Below are 15,794 nucleotides of genomic sequence, written 5' to 3'. Positions count from 1 at the left end.
CGGCTCGTCATGACGAGCCGACCCGACACAGGGGAGGTGCTGGATCAGCTGCTCTGACGGGCGGCGCGGATCTGCTCGATGAGGATGTCTCCGTGACCGGCATGGCGGGCCAGCTCCTGGACCATGTGCACGTAGACGAAACGCAGCGTCACCTGCTTCCCGTGCCAGGGGAACTCCTCGTCCAGCTCATGTGCGGCGGCGACCTCGCGGGAGTGCTCGCAGGCGGCCAGGTAGGCGGCTCGGACGGACTCGACGGTGTCCTCCGGAGCGAGCACGAAGCTCTCGTCGACCGTGTCGGGCAGCCCGATCTCCTTGCGCGGCACGTTCGCGACGCGCGAGTGGAACCACACCTTCTCCACGAAGGTCGCGTGCTTCACCAGCCCCAGGGGCGTGGTCAGCGACGGGACCAGCTTCCGCCGCGCCTCCTCGTCGTCGAGATCCTCGAGGATGCCGCTGATCTCACCGCGCTGGAGGTCGACCATTCCTTCGAGAAGTGCGCGCTCGTCAGCTTGTCCGATGCTCATACGCGCAGGTTAGTGCCCTACCGTGAAGGTCTGAGCCGTAGCCTGATCCGATGTCGACGACCGAGGACGCCGGACCGATCTTCGATGGTGTGAAGATCGGCCGACCGGCAACAGGGGCGCTGCTGGCGGCGGGTCATCGCACGCTGTGCGATCTGCCCGAGGACCTGGACACTCTGCTGCCGCTCCACGGCGTCGGGCCCAAGGCGGTGCGCTTGCTGCGCGAGGCGCTCAGCAGCGCTTCCTGACGTACGCCGTGGCCTGTCGGCGATCCCAGCCACGCGCCTCCTCGAGCCCGCGAACGAGCATCGAGACGTACGCAGCCGACGGCAAGGTGTGCGGGACCGCGTCGAAGCCGTGCGGCGCGGTGAAGGTGAGCATCGGGAGCCCGTCGCGGCGCCCGACCTCGATCAGGGTCTCGTAGTGCCCCGGTCCCGCCTCGTGGCGGCCCTCCTCGAGCCCGTCGATGACGACCTTCTCGATCGGGTCGCCGTGGGCGGGCAGCCGGTCCATCTCCTGAGCGGCGATGTCGGCGAACTGCTCGGCGGTCATCCGGAAGGCCCGGGCAGCGGTCCACGATCCGGCCGCGTCGTGGTCGTAGAACGCCACCCCGCCGGTCCACGTCCTCGACTCGCCCGCGAAGTAGAGGCGTCCGGGAAGGTCGACGGCGACGTCGTCGACCGGCATGGCAGGCGTACGGGCCCCGACGTACGACCGCAGCGCACCCACCGGTTGGCCGCCGAGGAGGTAGGCACCGAGACGGTCGCGGCACATGTTGGATCCGTAGCTGACGTACCAGACCTGTGAACTCATCGCGGCGCAGCCTACCGAGGGCGAGGACCGAGGGGGCTGCCACCTAGAGAACGGCGAGCACCCCGTCGGCGTACTTCTCCAGCTTCGCCTCGCCGATCCCACTGATCGTCCCGAGCTCGTCGCGGCTGGCCGGCAGCCGGGTCGCGATCTCGCGGAGGGTGGCGTCGTGGAAGACGACGTACGCAGGCACGCCCTGCTCCTTGGCGACCTCGCCGCGCCATGCGCGCAGGCGCTCGAAGACCTCGGCGGCCTCCGGGGACAGGTCGGCGGCTGCCACCTTGGGCTTGCGCTCGCCGGAGCTGCCGCGTCGGGCCTGCCGCGGCGGCTCCTTGCGGAGCATCAGCTGCTGCTCCGAGCGGAGCACCGGTCCGGCGGCGTCGGTCAGTGAGAAGACGCCGTAGCGGGGGTCGACCGCGAGCATCTCCCGGGCCAGGAGCTGGCGGATGACCGAGTGCCAGTCGCTCTCGGCGATGTCGGTGCCGATGCCGAAGACCGAGAGCTCGTGGTGGCGGAACTGGCGGACCTTCTCGGTCTCCTTGCCCCGCAGGATGTCGACGATCTGCCCCGCCCCGAAGCGCTGTCCGTTGCGCTCGCGGTCGAGCCGGATGACGGTGGAGAGGACCTTCTGGGCGGGGATGGTGCCGTCCCAGGACTCCGGCGGCGTCAGACAGGTGTCGCAGTTGCCGCAGGGCTCCGTGGCCTGGCCGAAGTAGCGCAGCAGCTGCACCCGCCGGCAGTCGACTGTCTCGCACAGCGCCAGCATCGCGTTGAGGTTCTGGCCGAGCCGGTGCTTGTGGGCCCGGTCGCCCTCGGAGGTCTCGATCATCTGCCGCTGCTGGACGACGTCGGCCAGCCCGTAGGCCAGCCACGCCGTCGACGGCTGTCCGTCACGCCCGGCTCGGCCGGTCTCCTGGTAGTAGCCCTCGACCGACTTGGGCAGGTCGAGATGGGCCACGAAGCGTACGTCCGGCTTGTCGATCCCCATCCCGAAGGCGATCGTGGCGACCATGACGATGCCGTCCTCGCGCAGGAAGCGGGACTGGTTCTGCGCGCGGGTCCGGGTGTCGAGGCCTGCGTGGTAGGGGAGCGCGGGGATCCCGGCGCCGACCAGGGTCGCGGCGGTGCGCTCGACCGAGTTGCGGGAGAGGCAGTAGACGATGCCGGCCTCGCCGGGGTGCTCGGTGCGGATCAGGTCGAGGAGCTGCTTGGCGGGCTTGTCCTTCGGGGCGATCCGGTATTGGATGTTCGGCCGGTCGAAGGAGGCCACGAAGTGGCGGGCGTCCTCGAGGTTGAGCCGTTGCGCGATCTCGCGGCGGGTCTCGGCGGTGGCGGTCGCGGTCAGCGCGATCCGCGGCACATCAGGCCAGCGCTCGTGCAGGTGGGAGAGCTGCAGGTAGTCGGGCCGGAAGTCGTGACCCCACTGGGAGACGCAGTGGGCCTCGTCGATCGCGAACAGCGAGATCTTGGCCTGGTCGAGCAGTCGCCCGGTCTCGGGCACCCGCAGCCGCTCCGGGGCCAGATACAGCATGTCCAGCTCACCGGCGAGCAGTGCCTTCTCCACTTGCTGTCGCTCGTGGGGCATCTGGGTGGAGTTGAGGAAACCGGCGCGCACCCCGAGGGCCGAGAGCGCGTCGACCTGGTCCTGCATCAGCGCGATCAACGGCGAGATGACGACCCCGGTCCCGGCCCTCACCAGGGACGGGATCTGGTAGCACAGCGACTTTCCGCCACCGGTCGGCATCAGGACCAGCGCATCACCGCCGGTCGCCACGTGCGCGACGATCTCGGCCTGGTCGCCGCGGAACTCCTCGTATCCGAAGACACGGCTAAGGACATCCGAACCGACGTCGTCGCGAGGAACGAGCGACGGCGTAACGTGAGGAGGTCGAGCGAGCGCAGCGGGTGAGCCTGCGAACCCGCGAAGCGGGTCGAGACCCAGTTCAGGAGTGTTGTCGGGCACGAGGCGACCCTATCGGCCGCCACCGACGGTCCTGTGCCGCAGACTCAGACGCCGACCTTCTCGTGCTTGACCGTGGCCCCGTCGACGGCGGTGGAGCCGTGGGCGCGCTCGAGCGCGGCACCTTCGACGTCCATGTTCGGGAGGATGCGGTCGAGCCACTTCGGCAGCCACCACGCGGAGCCGCCGAGCAGATGCATCAGGGCCGGCATCAGCAGCATCCGGACGATGAAGGCGTCGAGCAGCACACCGAGGGCGAGGCCGAAGCCCATCGACCGGATCATCACCGACTCGGCGAAGACGAACCCGCCGAAGACCGAGACCATGATCAGCCCGGCCGCGATGACGACCGAACGCCCGGCGCGGAAGCCCTGGGCGACGGCGAGTCGGGCCGGCGCACCGTGGACGTACGCCTCCCGCATCCCGGAGGCCAGGAACAGCTGGTAGTCCATCGCCAGGCCGAAGAGGATCCCGACCAGCAGGATCGGCAGGAAGCTCAGGATCGGTCCGGTGCTGTCCAGGCCGATCAGCTCGGCGCCGATGCCCTTCTGGAAGACCGCGACCACCACGCCGTACGTCGCCAGCAGCGAGAGCACGAAGCCACCGGTCGCGATGAGCGGGACCAGGATCGAGCGGAAGACCAGGATCAGGATCAGCAGAGAGAGTCCTACGACGACGCCGAGGTAGGGGAGGAGTACGTCGGTGAGCCCCTGGGACACGTCGATCGCGACCGCGGTGGCGCCGGCGACGCCGAGGGTGATGTCGCCGTTGACCGCCGGCATGTCCCTGATCGCGTTGACCAGCTCGTTGGTGGAGACGCTGTTGGGGCCCTCTTCGGGAACGACCTGGAAGGCGGCCGTACGGCCGTCCTCGGAGACCGCGACAGGAGCCACGGCGCGGACGTCGTCGAGGTCAGCCAGCGTCCTGGCGACCGTCAGCTGTGCCTGCTGCACGCCGGACTCGCCGAGCCCGTCGGGCAGCTCGGCGGCGACCAGCAGCGGGCCGTTGGCGCCGGCGCCGAAGCTATCCTCGGTGATCGTGTAGGCGGTCTTGGCCGGCGAACCCTCGGGCTCCGAGCCGCCGTCGGGCAGGCCGAGGCGCATGTCGAGAGCGGGGACCGCGAGAGCGAGCAGGGCGATCACGGAGGCGACGACCGCGACCAGCGCGCGCCAGGTCGGCATCGGCTTGGCGTGGGCCTCGGCGGCGTCCTGTGCGCTGACCTTCTTCTTGGCCCGCTTGGAGACGATGCGGCCGCCGACCAGGCTGAGGATGGCCGGGGTCAGGGTGATCGCGACCAGGACGGCGATCGCGACGCAGGCGGCACCGACCGAGCCCATCAGGCCGAGGAACGGGATCCCGGTCATGTTGAGCGCGACCAGCGCGACGATCACGGTGGAGCCGGCGAAGACGACCGCGGTGCCGGCGGTGCCGTTGGCGAGCGCGATCGACTCCTTCACGTCGGAGCCGTGGAGCAGCTGCTTGCGGTGCCGGTTGAGGATGAAGAGCGAGTAGTCGATGCCGACGGCGAGACCGAGCATCAGGCCGAGGATCGGGGTCATCGAGGCCATCTGCACGACGCCGGAGAGGGAGAGCGCGCCGAGCGCACCGATGCCGACGCCGGTCAGCGCGGTGACCAGCGGGACGCCTGCGCCGATGATGGTGCCGAGCATGACCAGCAGGACGATCGCGGCGACGCCGACACCGACGATCTCGCCCGGGCCCATCGGGTTGGGTGCCTCCTGGGAGAGGTCGGCGGAGACGCCGATCTCGACCCCGTCTACGGGCGAGTCGGTGAAGTGGTCGACGGTGGCCTTCTTGGTCTCCTCGGACATCTCCAGACGGCCGACGGAGTAGGCGACGTTGGCCAGGGCGGCCGAGCCGTCCGCGGAGACCATCCGGATCTCCTCGGAGAGCTCCAGCAGCTGGGCGCCGTTCTCGGCCTCGGCGGCACTGGTCTCGAGGTCGGCGGCGCTGTCATCGAGCTTCGACTGCTGCTTGTCGAGGGCGGCCTGCTGGGCGTCGATCTGGGTGGTCGGCAGCCCGGCTGCCTCCGTCTGGGCGCGAGCCTCGTCGATGTCGGCCTGCGCCTTGTCGAGCTTCGCCTGAGCACGCTCGAGCTTGCTCAGGCCGGCCTCGATCCTGGCCTGTCCATCGGCGACCTTCTCGGCCTGCGCCTCGCGCTGGGCCTCGGTCTGGAACGGGTCGGTGACCGCAGTGACGTCGGGGAGGTCCTCGGCGCTGGTGATCAGCGCCTGGATCTCCTGCTTCTGGCTGGAGCTGAGCGGGCTGCCGTCCTCGGTCCGGAAGGCGATGGTGCCGGACCCGCCGGCCAGATCGGGCAGCCCCTCCTGGAGCTCGTCGACCACCTCGGACGAGGGCAGGCCTGGGATGTCGAAGCTGGTGGTGAGCTCGCCGGACCAGGCGACGTACGCCCCGGCGGCGCCGGACAGCGCCAGCACCCAGGCAAGGATCACCAGCCAGGCGCGGCGCGCGGCCGTCTTGCCCAATCGATACAACAGCTCCGCCATGACGGCATCCCTCCGGTAATTCGCAACGGTGCGTCCAGTTAATCACCTGTGTCCTGACGGACAAGGATCGTCGAGGGAGTGATGGGTCACATCCAAGTCTTCGCCATGGGATGGTGAAGGCTCTTAGGATGCCGTCATGCCAGCGTCAACAGGAGCTCGCCGTCGAGGCGCCGTACGCAGCGAGGAGGCTCGTCTCGCGGTGCTCGAGGCGACCGGGCGGCTCTTCGCGGCCCGGGGCTATGACCACCTCACCATCGAGGGCATCGCGGCCGAGGCGAGTGTCTCCAAGCAGACGATCTATCGCTGGTGGTCGTCCAAGAGCGCGGTCGTGGCCGACGCCCTGATCGAGGACATGCTGTTGCCTGACCGCCCGGTCGTACCTGACACGGGGGACATCCGTGCCGACTTGATCGCGTGGATGCAGGACCTGGTCGACCTCGTCGCCCAGCCCGGAAACGACGGTCTCGTCCGTTCGCTCGTCGCTGCAGCCTGCGAGAGCCCCGACATCGGCGCCCGCCTCAACGACGCCCTCGGCATCACCGCCACCGTCTCCACCCGCATCGAGGCTGCCGTCGCGGTCGGCCAGCTGCCGGCCGATCTGCCGGTCATGGAGTTCGTGCGCGCGCTCGTCGGTGGTTTCGTGCTCCACTCCCTCGAGCGCACCGAGCCCGCGCCGGATGCTGCCGAACGCCTGGTCCGGGCCCTGCTTCACTAGGAACTACCCAAGAAAGAGGGCGTGCGGGCCTTACGTCCCGGGTTACGGTGGAAGGCATGCCGAAGGTGCCTCCGCCCGTCTATGTCGCAGTGAGCCTGGCCGCCCAGCATCTGCTCGCTCCGCGCCGCCGGCCGACGCCGGTCAGATCTGTCGCCGCTGGTGCCGTCGCGGCCGGATCGGTCTATGTGGCGGTCAGCGCGGTGCGTGCGTTCAGTCGCAAGCACACCACGGTGAACCCGCTGGAACCCGAGCGCAGCACCGCCGTCGTCACCGAGGGCCCGTTCCGCTACACCCGAAACCCGATGTACGTCAGCATGGCCGGCGTCCTCACCGCCCATGCGCTGCTGCGCGGCGGCTGGCTCCCGCTGGTCCCCGCCGCCGCGTTCGTCGCCGTGATGGACCGAATCCAGATCCCCGCGGAGGAGCACGCGCTGGCGTGGAGCTTCGGCCGGACCTACGAGGACTACCTCGGCACCACGCCCCGCTGGCTCGGTCCGCCCCGGAGGTGAGGCGGGGCGGAGCTGCTCCGAACCGTCGTCGACACCACCGACGTACGCCGTCTCGCGGAGTTCTACCGCCATCTCGTCGGTCTCGTCCTGTCATGGCCTGACCGGCGTCGTGTCTCCTGAATCTTCGTCGGGTGAGACATCCCGCCCTCGCTGGTCGAGCTTGTCGAGACCCCACCTCCGCTGGTCGAGCCGCCGGAGCCGCTAGGCGGAGGCGTGTCGAGACCAACACAGCTCCTTACCGGGACGACCGGCCTCGGTGGTCGAGCTTGTCGAGACCTCCCTGCCCTCGGTGGTCGAGCCTGTCGAGACCCCCTGCCGGAACGTCCCACCCTGAGGCTGGCGTGGGCCGCCGACCCTTCTTCGAGGGTGTTCTCGACATGCCCCGGAGTCAAGGACGGCCTTCGGCCGCCGGCTTCGCCGGCCGCTTCGCGGTCCTGGACACCGGACCATGTCGAGAAAAAAGATGGCTGGCTATCGGGGCGGCGGCCCGGGTGTGGCGCAGCGGAATCTTGCTTCGGAACGGTGATGCGCGTGGGGTGAGAGGGTGGCCCTTCGGGCCACTTACCATCCACAAGTGCGGGGTCGTTCGCTCACCGCGAAAACAGTGGTTGACCTGCGAAGATAGGTGGCATAGATGCTGGTGAAAGGGGTAGAATCAGACCCATCACGACACGCCTCTGAACACACTCGGAGAGGAGGGGCGGCGATGAGTCTCGAACCCGAGATCAACCACTGGGGCACCAACCCCGGCGACCCGATCGACGCAGAGCTCGCCGCCCTCGAGTCCTCCCTCGACACCCTGCTCGCCCGAGACCCCGCCTACTGGCGCACCGGTGAGAAGAAGGACCGGTTGAAGCGGCTGGAGATCATCCAGGCCAAACAAGCCGCGCTGAGACTGCGGATCCTCGCTGTCGCCGGTGACATCGCTGAGGAGACCGGTGCGAGAGACGTCTCCGGGTGGATGTGGACCGAGCTCTTGGTCGACAAGAAGGTCGGTCGTGCCGAGGTGAAGCTCGCCGCCGGAGTCGCGAGGTACGAGCTCGTCGCCGCGGGCCTGGCTGAGGGTGTGGTGTCTCAGGACAAGGCCCGGGTGATCGTCAAGGCGCTCGAGGCGGTCGAGGCCGACCCGGTCGCCACTGCTGAGGACCTGGCCCTCGCAGAGAAGCTGCTGGTCGACTACGCCACCCAGATGAGCGCCAAGGAGCTGAAGACCATCGGGAAGCGGATCCTGTTCGAGGTCGACCCCGAACGGTTCGAGGCCGCCGAAGCCAAAGCCCTCCAACGCGAAGAAGAACGCGCCCAACGCCGCACGTTCTTCACCTCCCGTGCCAACGGTGACGGGACGGTCGACATTCACGCCCGGGTCTCGCACGCGGTCGGCCACCGTCTCCGGACCATCTTGGACTCGTTGGCGCAGCCGAGGAAGCTCTCGGCTGAGGACCGTGGCCGCAAAGCGCCCTATGACCGGTTGCTGGGCCAGGCCTTCGCCCGGGTCATCGAGACCTACGACGTCGACCAGCTCCCCCGTCATGGAGGGCATGCGACCACAGTGTTCATCACGATGAGCGTTCAGGACCTCCGCAACGACCTTGGTGCCGCCGCGTTGGGGTTCGACGGCGACAAGGTCAGCGCCGGCGAGGCCCGCCGGATGGCCTGCAACGCCGACCTGATCCCGGTAGTGCTGGGGACCGGCTCGGAGATCCTCGACTTCGGCCGCACCACAAGGCTGGCCCACCCGGTCCAACACCGTGCACTCCGGTTACGGGACAAGTGCTGCCAAGCCGAAGACTGCGACGCACCAGCAGCCTGGACCGAAGCCCATCACCTGAAACCCTGGTCGGCAGGCGGCCGAACCGATCTAGCCAACATGGTCCTGTTGTGTTCCAGCGATCATCGTCGGACCCACGACCCCAACTACGACTATGAACGCCTCCCGGACGGACGGATCCGGTTCACCCGCCGCGTCTGACCTGGCTGCGGCCTGCTCCGGCCTGCTCCGGCCCACCCCGTCTGCCGGGGTCGGCCTTGTGAAGGATTTCACGAACTCGGACCCTCTGCCATAGCCGACGACCTGTGGCCTCCGGCAAGACACGGGAGCGCTCCCTTGTGAACGATTCACAAGGTGTCATCGGCTAGTACAGCGCCCCGACGAACCTCCTCTGGCAGGACCGCTCGCCTCCGATCCCCAAGCCCGCACCCAACCCAAACTCGCTGCACCAAACCCCGCCGCCGACCCGATAACCAGCCAAATTCTCGACGGATCCCGGTGTCAAGGATCGCCGTAGGCGACCGGCGAAGCCGGCGGTCGAAGGCCGTCCTTGACTCCGGGATCCGGCGTGAACACCATCCATAACGGGTCGGCGGCCCCAACCCAACAAAGACGACCAGCAACAAAGCGCCCCTCAGTCCGCCGACAAGCGGAGAATAGGCGCGTGAGCGAGATCGAGTACGTAGACAACCCGGCCCAGCATCGTTACGAGATCCGCGACGGCGAGACCGTTGCGGGGCTGGCGGCCTATCGCCTGCCGGACGACACGCACGTGGACTTCGTGCACACCGAGGTGGACGAGGCCTACAACGGGCAGGGGCTGGCTTCGAACCTGGTGGCGTTCGCGCTGGCCGATGTGAGGGCGAAGGGGAGGCGGATCATCCCGCATTGCCCGTACGTCGCGAAGTGGCTGAAGCGGCATGGCGAGGAGTTCGCCGACATCGCCGACTGTCCGGCCTGATCAGAAGGTTCGATCACAAGGCTCGATCAGGGGGAGTCCGCCGACTTCCGCGGCTCCAGGCCGAGCTTGGCCAAGGGGGTGCGGGTCATGTGTGCGGAGGGCCAGGCCTGACCTTTGGCTGAGCCGCGGGAGTACGGCCTGGCGCCGGACTGGTAGGTCACGTAGAACTCGTCGCCGACCTCGGCGATGCCTTCGGCCAGGTTGGGCAGCCACTGCACCGCACGGGGGCGAATCGTGACCCGGTCCTGCACGATCAGCTGACTGCGTTTGGCAGGGCCGCGGGAGACGCTGAAGACGTACTCCTCCTCGCGGACCACGACGCCTTGGGTGCCGACAGGGGTGCGTACGCCGATCGGGGTCTTGATCTGCCAGCTGTCGTCCTTGCGGATGTACTTGTAGATGCGGTTGTTGGCGTGCGACCCCACGTAGAGCAGATCCTTCGTGGCTGCGAGGTAGGAACCGGCGGCGAGCGCGACCAGCGGGGAGACGGTCGAGACGGTCGAGAGCGGTTCGGCGTGGATGATCTGCGCCAGTGAGTAGCGGTAGAGGCGGGGCGGGTTGCCCTCGCGGCACACGAAGACCTCGTCGCCGATGACCGCGACGCCGCCGGCGTTGACCGGGCCGCTGACGCTGCCCTTCGGGCCGCCCAGGTAGACGGCGCTGATGAGCTCGCCCGACGGCTTGTCGATCAGCGCGAGCGCAGAGCCGAGCTTGTCGCCGTAGTAGCCCTGCAGCAGGAGCTCGGCCTCGGGCGAGTACGCCAGGCCCTGCGGGATCCAGCCGTGGTCCTCGTCCCCGATGAGCACTCCCGCGGTGGCGATGTGCGGGATCAGCGGGCCGAGGCTGCTGCCGCTACGGCTCAGCCAGGACTCGGTGCGGTCGATGCCGCGTTGGACCCACTTCTGCTGCCTCTTCGCGGTCATCTTGGGGTCGATCACGAGCAAAAAATCTATCCGCTCGGAAGCCGTTCGGCGGCGGCTTCGGGGTGCGAGTCCGACAACTGTCCACCAGGCGGAACGGTCGGGCGACAGGTTCTATGTACCCGCCGGTATAGAAGGTGGCAGGATCTGCCGACATGACCAAGCACGCCGACGTGATCGTGGTGGGAGCCGGCCTCGCCGGCCTGGCGGCAGCGGCTGAGGCGGCCGATGCAGGAAAGAGTGTTCTGCTCGTCGACCAGGAGCCGGAGCAGTCCCTCGGCGGCCAGGCCTTCTGGAGCCTCGGCGGACTCTTCCTCGTCGACAGCCCCGAGCAGCGCCGGATGGGGATCAGGGACTCACCCGAGCTGGCGCTCCAGGACTGGATGGGATCGGCTCAGTTCGACCGTGACGAGGACCTGTGGCCCCGGCGCTGGGCCGAGGCGTACCTCGACTTCGCGGCCGGCGAGAAGCGATCCTGGCTGCGCGAGATGGGCCACCGGTTCTTCCCGGTCGTCGGTTGGGCCGAACGTGGCGACGGCCGCGCCGACGGCCACGGCAACTCCGTGCCTCGCTTCCACATCACCTGGGGGACGGGGCCGGGCGTCGTCGAGCCCTTCGAGCGGCGGGTGCGCGCCCACGCGGACACCGGCCGGATCACCTTCGCCTTCCGCCACCGCGTCGACCAGGTGCTGGTCGAGGACGGCGCGGCGGTCGGCGTCAACGGCAAGGTTCTCGAGCCCAGCGACATCGAGCGTGGGCACGCCTCCTCGCGCACCGAGGTCGAGGACTTCGAGCTCCGTGGCCAGGCCGTGATCGTCACCTCCGGCGGCATCGGCGGCGACCACGACCTCGTCCGCAAGCACTGGCCGTCCCGGCTCGGCACCCCGCCCAGCTCGATGGTCTCGGGTGTGCCTGCGCACGTGGACGGCCGGATGCTCGAGATCACCGCGGCGACCGGTGCCCGGATCATCAACGACGACCGGATGTGGCACTACGTCGAGGGCATCCGCAACTGGGACTCGATCTGGGCCAACCATGGCATCCGGATCCTCCCCGGTCCCTCGTCGCTGTGGCTGGACGCGAGCGGCAAGCGGCTGCCGGCGCCGTTCTTCCCGGGGTTCGACACCCTCGGCACCCTCAAGCACCTGCGCCAGACCGGTTACGACTACTCCTGGTTCGTGCTGACCGAGAAGATCATCAAGAAGGAGTTCGCGCTCTCGGGCTCCGAGCAGAACCCCGACCTGACCGGCAAGGACTTCAAGCTTCTCGCTGAGCGCGCGCGCAAGGGGCCCGGTCCGGTGAAGAGCTTCATGGAGCACGGCGAGGACTTCGTGGTCGCCGAGAACCTCACTGCGCTCGTCCACGGCATGAACGGCCTCGCCGAGAAGGACCCGGCCGGTCCGCAGATCAACGAGGGCGAGCTGCGCCGGATCATCGAGGCCCGCGACCGCGAGATCGCCAACAACTTCACCAAGGACGCCCAGGTCACCGCGCTGTACGCCGCTCGACACTACCGCGGCGACAAGCTGCAGCGCACCGCCAAGCCGCACCGGATCCTCGACCCTGAGGCCGGTCCGCTGATCGCGGTCAAGCTGCACATCCTCTCCCGCAAGACCCTCGGTGGGCTCGAGACGGACCTGTCCGGCCGCTGCCTGACGTCGGCCGGCACCCCGCTGCCCGGGCTCTACGCGGCCGGCGAGGTCTCCGGCTTCGGCGGGGGCGGGATGATGGGCTACAACGCGCTCGAGGGAACCTTCCTCGGCGGCTGCCTGTTCTCGGGGCGTACGGCAGGACGGGCCGCGGCCGCCGCGATCTGACTCTCCCCGGTGGTCGAGCTTCAGTGAGCGCCGGAGAGGTTCAGCCCGACCACGCCGACGACGATCATCGCCAGGAAGCCGGCTTTGGCGGCGGTGAGGTGCTCCCCGAGGAACATCACGCCGATGCCCGCGACCAGGGCGGTGCCGAGGCCTGACCAGATGGCGTACGCCACCGAGACCGGCATCCGCTCCACGACGAGCGACAGCAGCCAGATCGAGGTGCCGTAGCCGGCCAGGACGGCGATCGACCAGCCGAGGTTGCGAAAACCTTCGGTTCGAGGGAGCAGTGCGGTGCTGACGACCTCGATCGCGATCGCGACGACGAGCAGCGTGGCGGCGTACATCTACGGGGCCTCCTCAGACGTGTGTAGCGACCGCTACATCTCTGAGAAATGTAGCAGTCGCTACATGGTTGGGCATAATGCTTTCCATGGATCGCAAGGAGGAGCTCCTCGAGCAGGTCGTCGCGCACGTGCTCGAGCACGGGCTGATCGGGCTGACCCTGCGTCCGCTGGCGGCCGCGATCGGCACCAGTGACCGGATGCTGATCTACCACTTCGGTGGCCGCGACGAGCTGGTCGCCGCCGTGGTGGCGCGCACCAACGAGCTCTCCGTGGCGGCGGTCGGAGCGCTGGAGCCGGCCGACGGCGTACGCGCCGGGGTCGAGGCGCTGTGGCGGGCCTACCGCACCGACCCGCTGCACAGCTGCCTGCAGATCTACCTGCAGGCGGCCGCGACCGGGTTGATCGGGATGGAGCCCTACCGCTCGGTCGTCCGAGAGACCAACGAGCTGTGGTACGCCGCGCTCCGTGAATACATCACCGGCTGTGGCGCACCCACCGAGCGTGCGGGCCGGATCGTCACGCTCGTCGACTCGTCGCTGTTCGGCTTCCACCTGGACCTGGCCACCGATCGACCGGACGAGCTCGCCGCCGGTGTGGCGGATCTCGCCGTCGCCGCGGGGGCGATCGCCGAGGGATGACTCGGGTGCGCCGCTCGATCATCTAGGGTCTGCCACGTGGAGTGCCCCAAGTTCGCGGTGAGCGTCGATCTCGTTGTGCTCACCGTCCGTGACGAGGCGCTCTGCGCCCTGGTCGTACGCCGCGGCCTCGAGCCCTATCGAGGCGCCTGGGCGCTTCCTGGAGGGTTCGTCCACGATGACGAGGGCCTCGAGGAGGCGGCAGCGCGCGAGCTCGCCGAGGAGACCGGCATGCGGCTGGGGAGCGTGCACGTCGAGCAGCTGGCGACGTACGGGGCTCCGGGGCGGGACCCACGGGCTCGGGTCGTGACGGTCGCCTATCTCGCGCTGGCGCCGGACCTTCCGGTGCCTGCCGCGGGATCGGACGCGACGGACGCGCAGTGGTGTCGGGTCGACTCGCTGCTGGCCGACGGTTCGGCCGACGGTCTGGCCTTCGACCATGCCGCGATCCTCCGCGACGGTGTCGAGCGTGCTCGCTCCAAGCTCGAGTACTCGCCCCTGGGCGCGGCCTTCTGCGCCGTGGAGTTCACCGTCGCCGAGCTGCGCCGGGTCTACGAGATCGTCTGGGGTGAGCGTCTGGACCCGCGCAACTTCCATCGCAAGGTCACCAAGACCGAGGCTTTCCTCGAGCCGACGGGCAGTACGACGACCCGCGACGGGGGTCGCCCGGCTCAGCTCTTCCGACGGGGCTCCGCCGAGCACCTGCATCCGCCGTTGCTGCGCCGTACGACCTGATCGGCCAGCCCCCGAACCCCTCGAAGGGAGCTCGTTTCCGATGTGACAGGGGTCAGAAGCCGGCAGCGACGGCGAGCAGGTCGCGGTCGCGACCGGGGGCGGCGATCAAACACAGACCGGCGGGGAGCCCGGTCGGGGTGCGGACGGGGATCGAGACGGCCGGGAGGCCGGCGATCCCGGCGATGCAGGTGAGCCGCAAGGTGTCGTCGCGGACCTCGGCCGCCTCCGCCACGGTCGGTGCCACCGACGAGGCGCTGGGGAAGGCGAGAACGCGGTCGCCGACGACGTCGAGGATCTCCGCACGGGCCTGCGCGAGCACGGCGCGCGCTTCCGCGGCCTGCTCCCGGGTCACGGCCCGAGCCATCTCGAACCGCCCGCGCACAGCCTCACCGAGGGTGTCCAGCCGAGTCTCGAGCCAGGCTCCGTGAGCCTGCCAGGCCTGGTAGGCCTGCCCGGTGACGAAGGCTTGGCACCACTCGTCCAGCGACGGCGCCCAGGCCAGCGGCTTGGCGTCGGGCAGCGCGTCGCGCACAGCGGTGGCGACGTCGTCGTCGGCGAGCCCGACCAGCGATGGCAGAAGCTGGATCTCGTCCACGGCGCCCACCGGCGACTCCGGCAGCAGTACGTCCCCCACCGCCTGCAGCAGGAATGCGGAACGCGTCATCCACCCGACGGTGTCGAAGGCCTTGGCGAGCGGGTGCAGCCCCTCACGCGAGACGGCCCCGTGGGTCGTACGGATCCCGTAGAGGCCCTGGTAGGCGGCCGGCACCCGGATCGAGCCGCCGGTGTCGGTCCCGAGCCCGATCGAGGCCTGGCCGAGCGCGACCGCGGTCGCCGACCCCGACGAGGAGCCCCCGGGGATCCGGCCGGGAGCCTTCGGGTTCGGCGGTGCCCCGTAGTGGGCGTTGAGCCCCGACAGCGAGTAGGCGAACTCCTCGGTGCGCGCGATCCCGCGGACCGATGCTCCGGCGTCCAGCAGGGAGGCGACGACGGCGGAGTGCGAGTCGGCCACCGGGGCCTGCTCCAGCCACGCCGGGCTCCCGGCGCCGACCGCGAAGCCGGCGACCGCGTAGAGGTCCTTGACCGCCACGGTCTCGCCCGAGAGCGCCCCGTCGGCGGTGTGCGAGGAGATCAGCGGGTCGCCGACGATGCGCCAGATCCGGCTGTCGAAGGCCGGCTCGGGCGCCGAGACGTGCGCCGCGGTGACCTGCCAGCCGGCGTACTCGATCCGCACCGGGTCCCGCGCCCACAGCTGCGTCTGCAGCCCGCGGCCACCGCGGTCGAGCTCCGTGACGGCGACGATGAGGGCGTGGTCCTCGTCGATCACCTGGACGTGGGTCTGCACGATGCGCCGTCTCGGCGCGCCGCCCCGCGCCGCGCGGAAGGCGGAGATCTGCTCGTGCCCGACGAGCAGCCCGGCCGCGTCGCCGCGCAGCGTGGTCGGTGAGTCGGCGAAGAGCGCGTCCAGAGCGGCGACGTCGTCCGACATCAACGCGCTCTCGTACGCCCGGAAGGCCTGCAGCAGCCCGTGTGGGACCGGCTTGAGCTGGGTCATAGGGCGAAGTCTGCCC

At 69.4% G+C, this 15,794-nt stretch carries 15 protein-coding genes; 8 read left to right on the top strand and 7 right to left on the bottom strand.

The window, feature by feature from the left end:
* Positions 1 to 44 precede the first annotated feature (44 nt).
* On the bottom strand, positions 45 to 524 hold the full coding sequence (locus ABZZ22_RS18145; RefSeq protein ID WP_354933832.1) for a DinB family protein: 480 nt from the start codon (positions 522 to 524) through the stop codon (positions 45 to 47).
* Between the two features lie 50 nt (positions 525 to 574).
* Between ABZZ22_RS18145 and ABZZ22_RS18140 the strand changes: the two genes are divergently transcribed.
* Entirely contained in the window at positions 575 to 769 is a 195-nt protein-coding gene (locus ABZZ22_RS18140; protein ID WP_354933830.1) for a helix-hairpin-helix domain-containing protein, read from the top strand.
* Here ABZZ22_RS18140 and ABZZ22_RS18135 read toward each other — a convergent pair.
* Genes ABZZ22_RS18135 through ABZZ22_RS18125 form a run of 3 tightly spaced genes read right to left on the bottom strand, consistent with a single transcriptional unit; the run spans position 753 to position 5,819 of the window.
* Positions 753 to 1,334, bottom strand: coding sequence for a histone deacetylase (locus tag ABZZ22_RS18135; protein WP_354933828.1), 582 nt, complete (start codon positions 1,332 to 1,334; stop codon positions 753 to 755). The genes ABZZ22_RS18140 and ABZZ22_RS18135 overlap by 17 nt on opposite strands.
* 43 nt (positions 1,335 to 1,377) lie before the next feature.
* Entirely contained in the window at positions 1,378 to 3,294 is a 1,917-nt protein-coding gene (gene recQ, locus ABZZ22_RS18130) for a DNA helicase RecQ (RefSeq protein ID WP_354933826.1), read from the bottom strand.
* A gap of 44 nt (positions 3,295 to 3,338) precedes the next feature.
* Positions 3,339 to 5,819, bottom strand: a complete 2,481-nt coding sequence (locus ABZZ22_RS18125; protein WP_354933824.1) for an MMPL family transporter — start codon at positions 5,817 to 5,819, stop codon at positions 3,339 to 3,341.
* Between the two features lie 136 nt (positions 5,820 to 5,955).
* Here ABZZ22_RS18125 and ABZZ22_RS18120 point away from each other — a divergent pair, with 136 nt between their 5' ends.
* From ABZZ22_RS18120 to ABZZ22_RS18105, 4 genes are all read left to right on the top strand, one after another.
* Complete coding sequence (locus ABZZ22_RS18120; protein ID WP_354933822.1) at positions 5,956 to 6,534, top strand: TetR/AcrR family transcriptional regulator; 579 nt, start codon at positions 5,956 to 5,958, stop codon at positions 6,532 to 6,534.
* A 56-nt stretch (positions 6,535 to 6,590) separates the two neighbouring features.
* Positions 6,591 to 7,043 (top strand): isoprenylcysteine carboxylmethyltransferase family protein, encoded by a 453-nt coding sequence (locus ABZZ22_RS18115; RefSeq protein WP_354933820.1) that lies wholly within the window; start codon positions 6,591 to 6,593, stop codon positions 7,041 to 7,043.
* 706 nt (positions 7,044 to 7,749) lie between these two features.
* Entirely contained in the window at positions 7,750 to 9,012 is a 1,263-nt protein-coding gene (locus ABZZ22_RS18110; protein WP_354933818.1) for a DUF222 domain-containing protein, read from the top strand.
* Positions 9,013 to 9,475: 463 nt separating this feature from the next.
* On the top strand, positions 9,476 to 9,772 hold the full coding sequence (locus ABZZ22_RS18105; RefSeq protein WP_354933816.1) for a GNAT family N-acetyltransferase: 297 nt from the start codon (positions 9,476 to 9,478) through the stop codon (positions 9,770 to 9,772).
* A 26-nt stretch (positions 9,773 to 9,798) separates the two neighbouring features.
* Here the strand turns inward: ABZZ22_RS18105 and ABZZ22_RS18100 are convergent, their stop codons facing one another.
* Complete coding sequence (locus tag ABZZ22_RS18100; protein WP_354933814.1) at positions 9,799 to 10,710, bottom strand: hypothetical protein; 912 nt, start codon at positions 10,708 to 10,710, stop codon at positions 9,799 to 9,801.
* A gap of 137 nt (positions 10,711 to 10,847) precedes the next feature.
* Here ABZZ22_RS18100 and ABZZ22_RS18095 point away from each other — a divergent pair, with 137 nt between their 5' ends.
* Positions 10,848 to 12,509, top strand: a complete 1,662-nt coding sequence (locus tag ABZZ22_RS18095) for an FAD-binding dehydrogenase (RefSeq protein WP_354933812.1) — start codon at positions 10,848 to 10,850, stop codon at positions 12,507 to 12,509.
* Positions 12,510 to 12,529: 20 nt separating this feature from the next.
* Here ABZZ22_RS18095 and ABZZ22_RS18090 read toward each other — a convergent pair whose 3' ends face one another.
* On the bottom strand, positions 12,530 to 12,853 hold the full coding sequence (locus ABZZ22_RS18090; protein ID WP_354933810.1) for a multidrug efflux SMR transporter: 324 nt from the start codon (positions 12,851 to 12,853) through the stop codon (positions 12,530 to 12,532).
* A gap of 86 nt (positions 12,854 to 12,939) precedes the next feature.
* Here ABZZ22_RS18090 and ABZZ22_RS18085 point away from each other — a divergent pair, with 86 nt between their 5' ends.
* Entirely contained in the window at positions 12,940 to 13,491 is a 552-nt protein-coding gene (locus ABZZ22_RS18085; protein ID WP_354933808.1) for a TetR/AcrR family transcriptional regulator, read from the top strand.
* 36 nt (positions 13,492 to 13,527) lie between these two features.
* Entirely contained in the window at positions 13,528 to 14,223 is a 696-nt protein-coding gene (locus ABZZ22_RS18080; RefSeq protein WP_354933806.1) for an NUDIX domain-containing protein, read from the top strand.
* Between the two features lie 52 nt (positions 14,224 to 14,275).
* Here ABZZ22_RS18080 and ABZZ22_RS18075 read toward each other — a convergent pair whose 3' ends face one another.
* Positions 14,276 to 15,778: an AtzH-like domain-containing protein gene (locus ABZZ22_RS18075; RefSeq protein WP_354933804.1), complete on the bottom strand. Its 1,503-nt coding sequence runs from the start codon at positions 15,776 to 15,778 to the stop codon at positions 14,276 to 14,278.
* Positions 15,779 to 15,794 lie beyond the last annotated feature (16 nt).

This window comes from Nocardioides sp. NPDC006273 (assembly GCF_040613495.1).
Classification (GTDB): domain Bacteria; phylum Actinomycetota; class Actinomycetes; order Propionibacteriales; family Nocardioidaceae; genus Nocardioides.
Note: the sequence above shows the minus strand (reverse complement) of the source record. Positions and strands in the feature narration are given on the sequence as shown.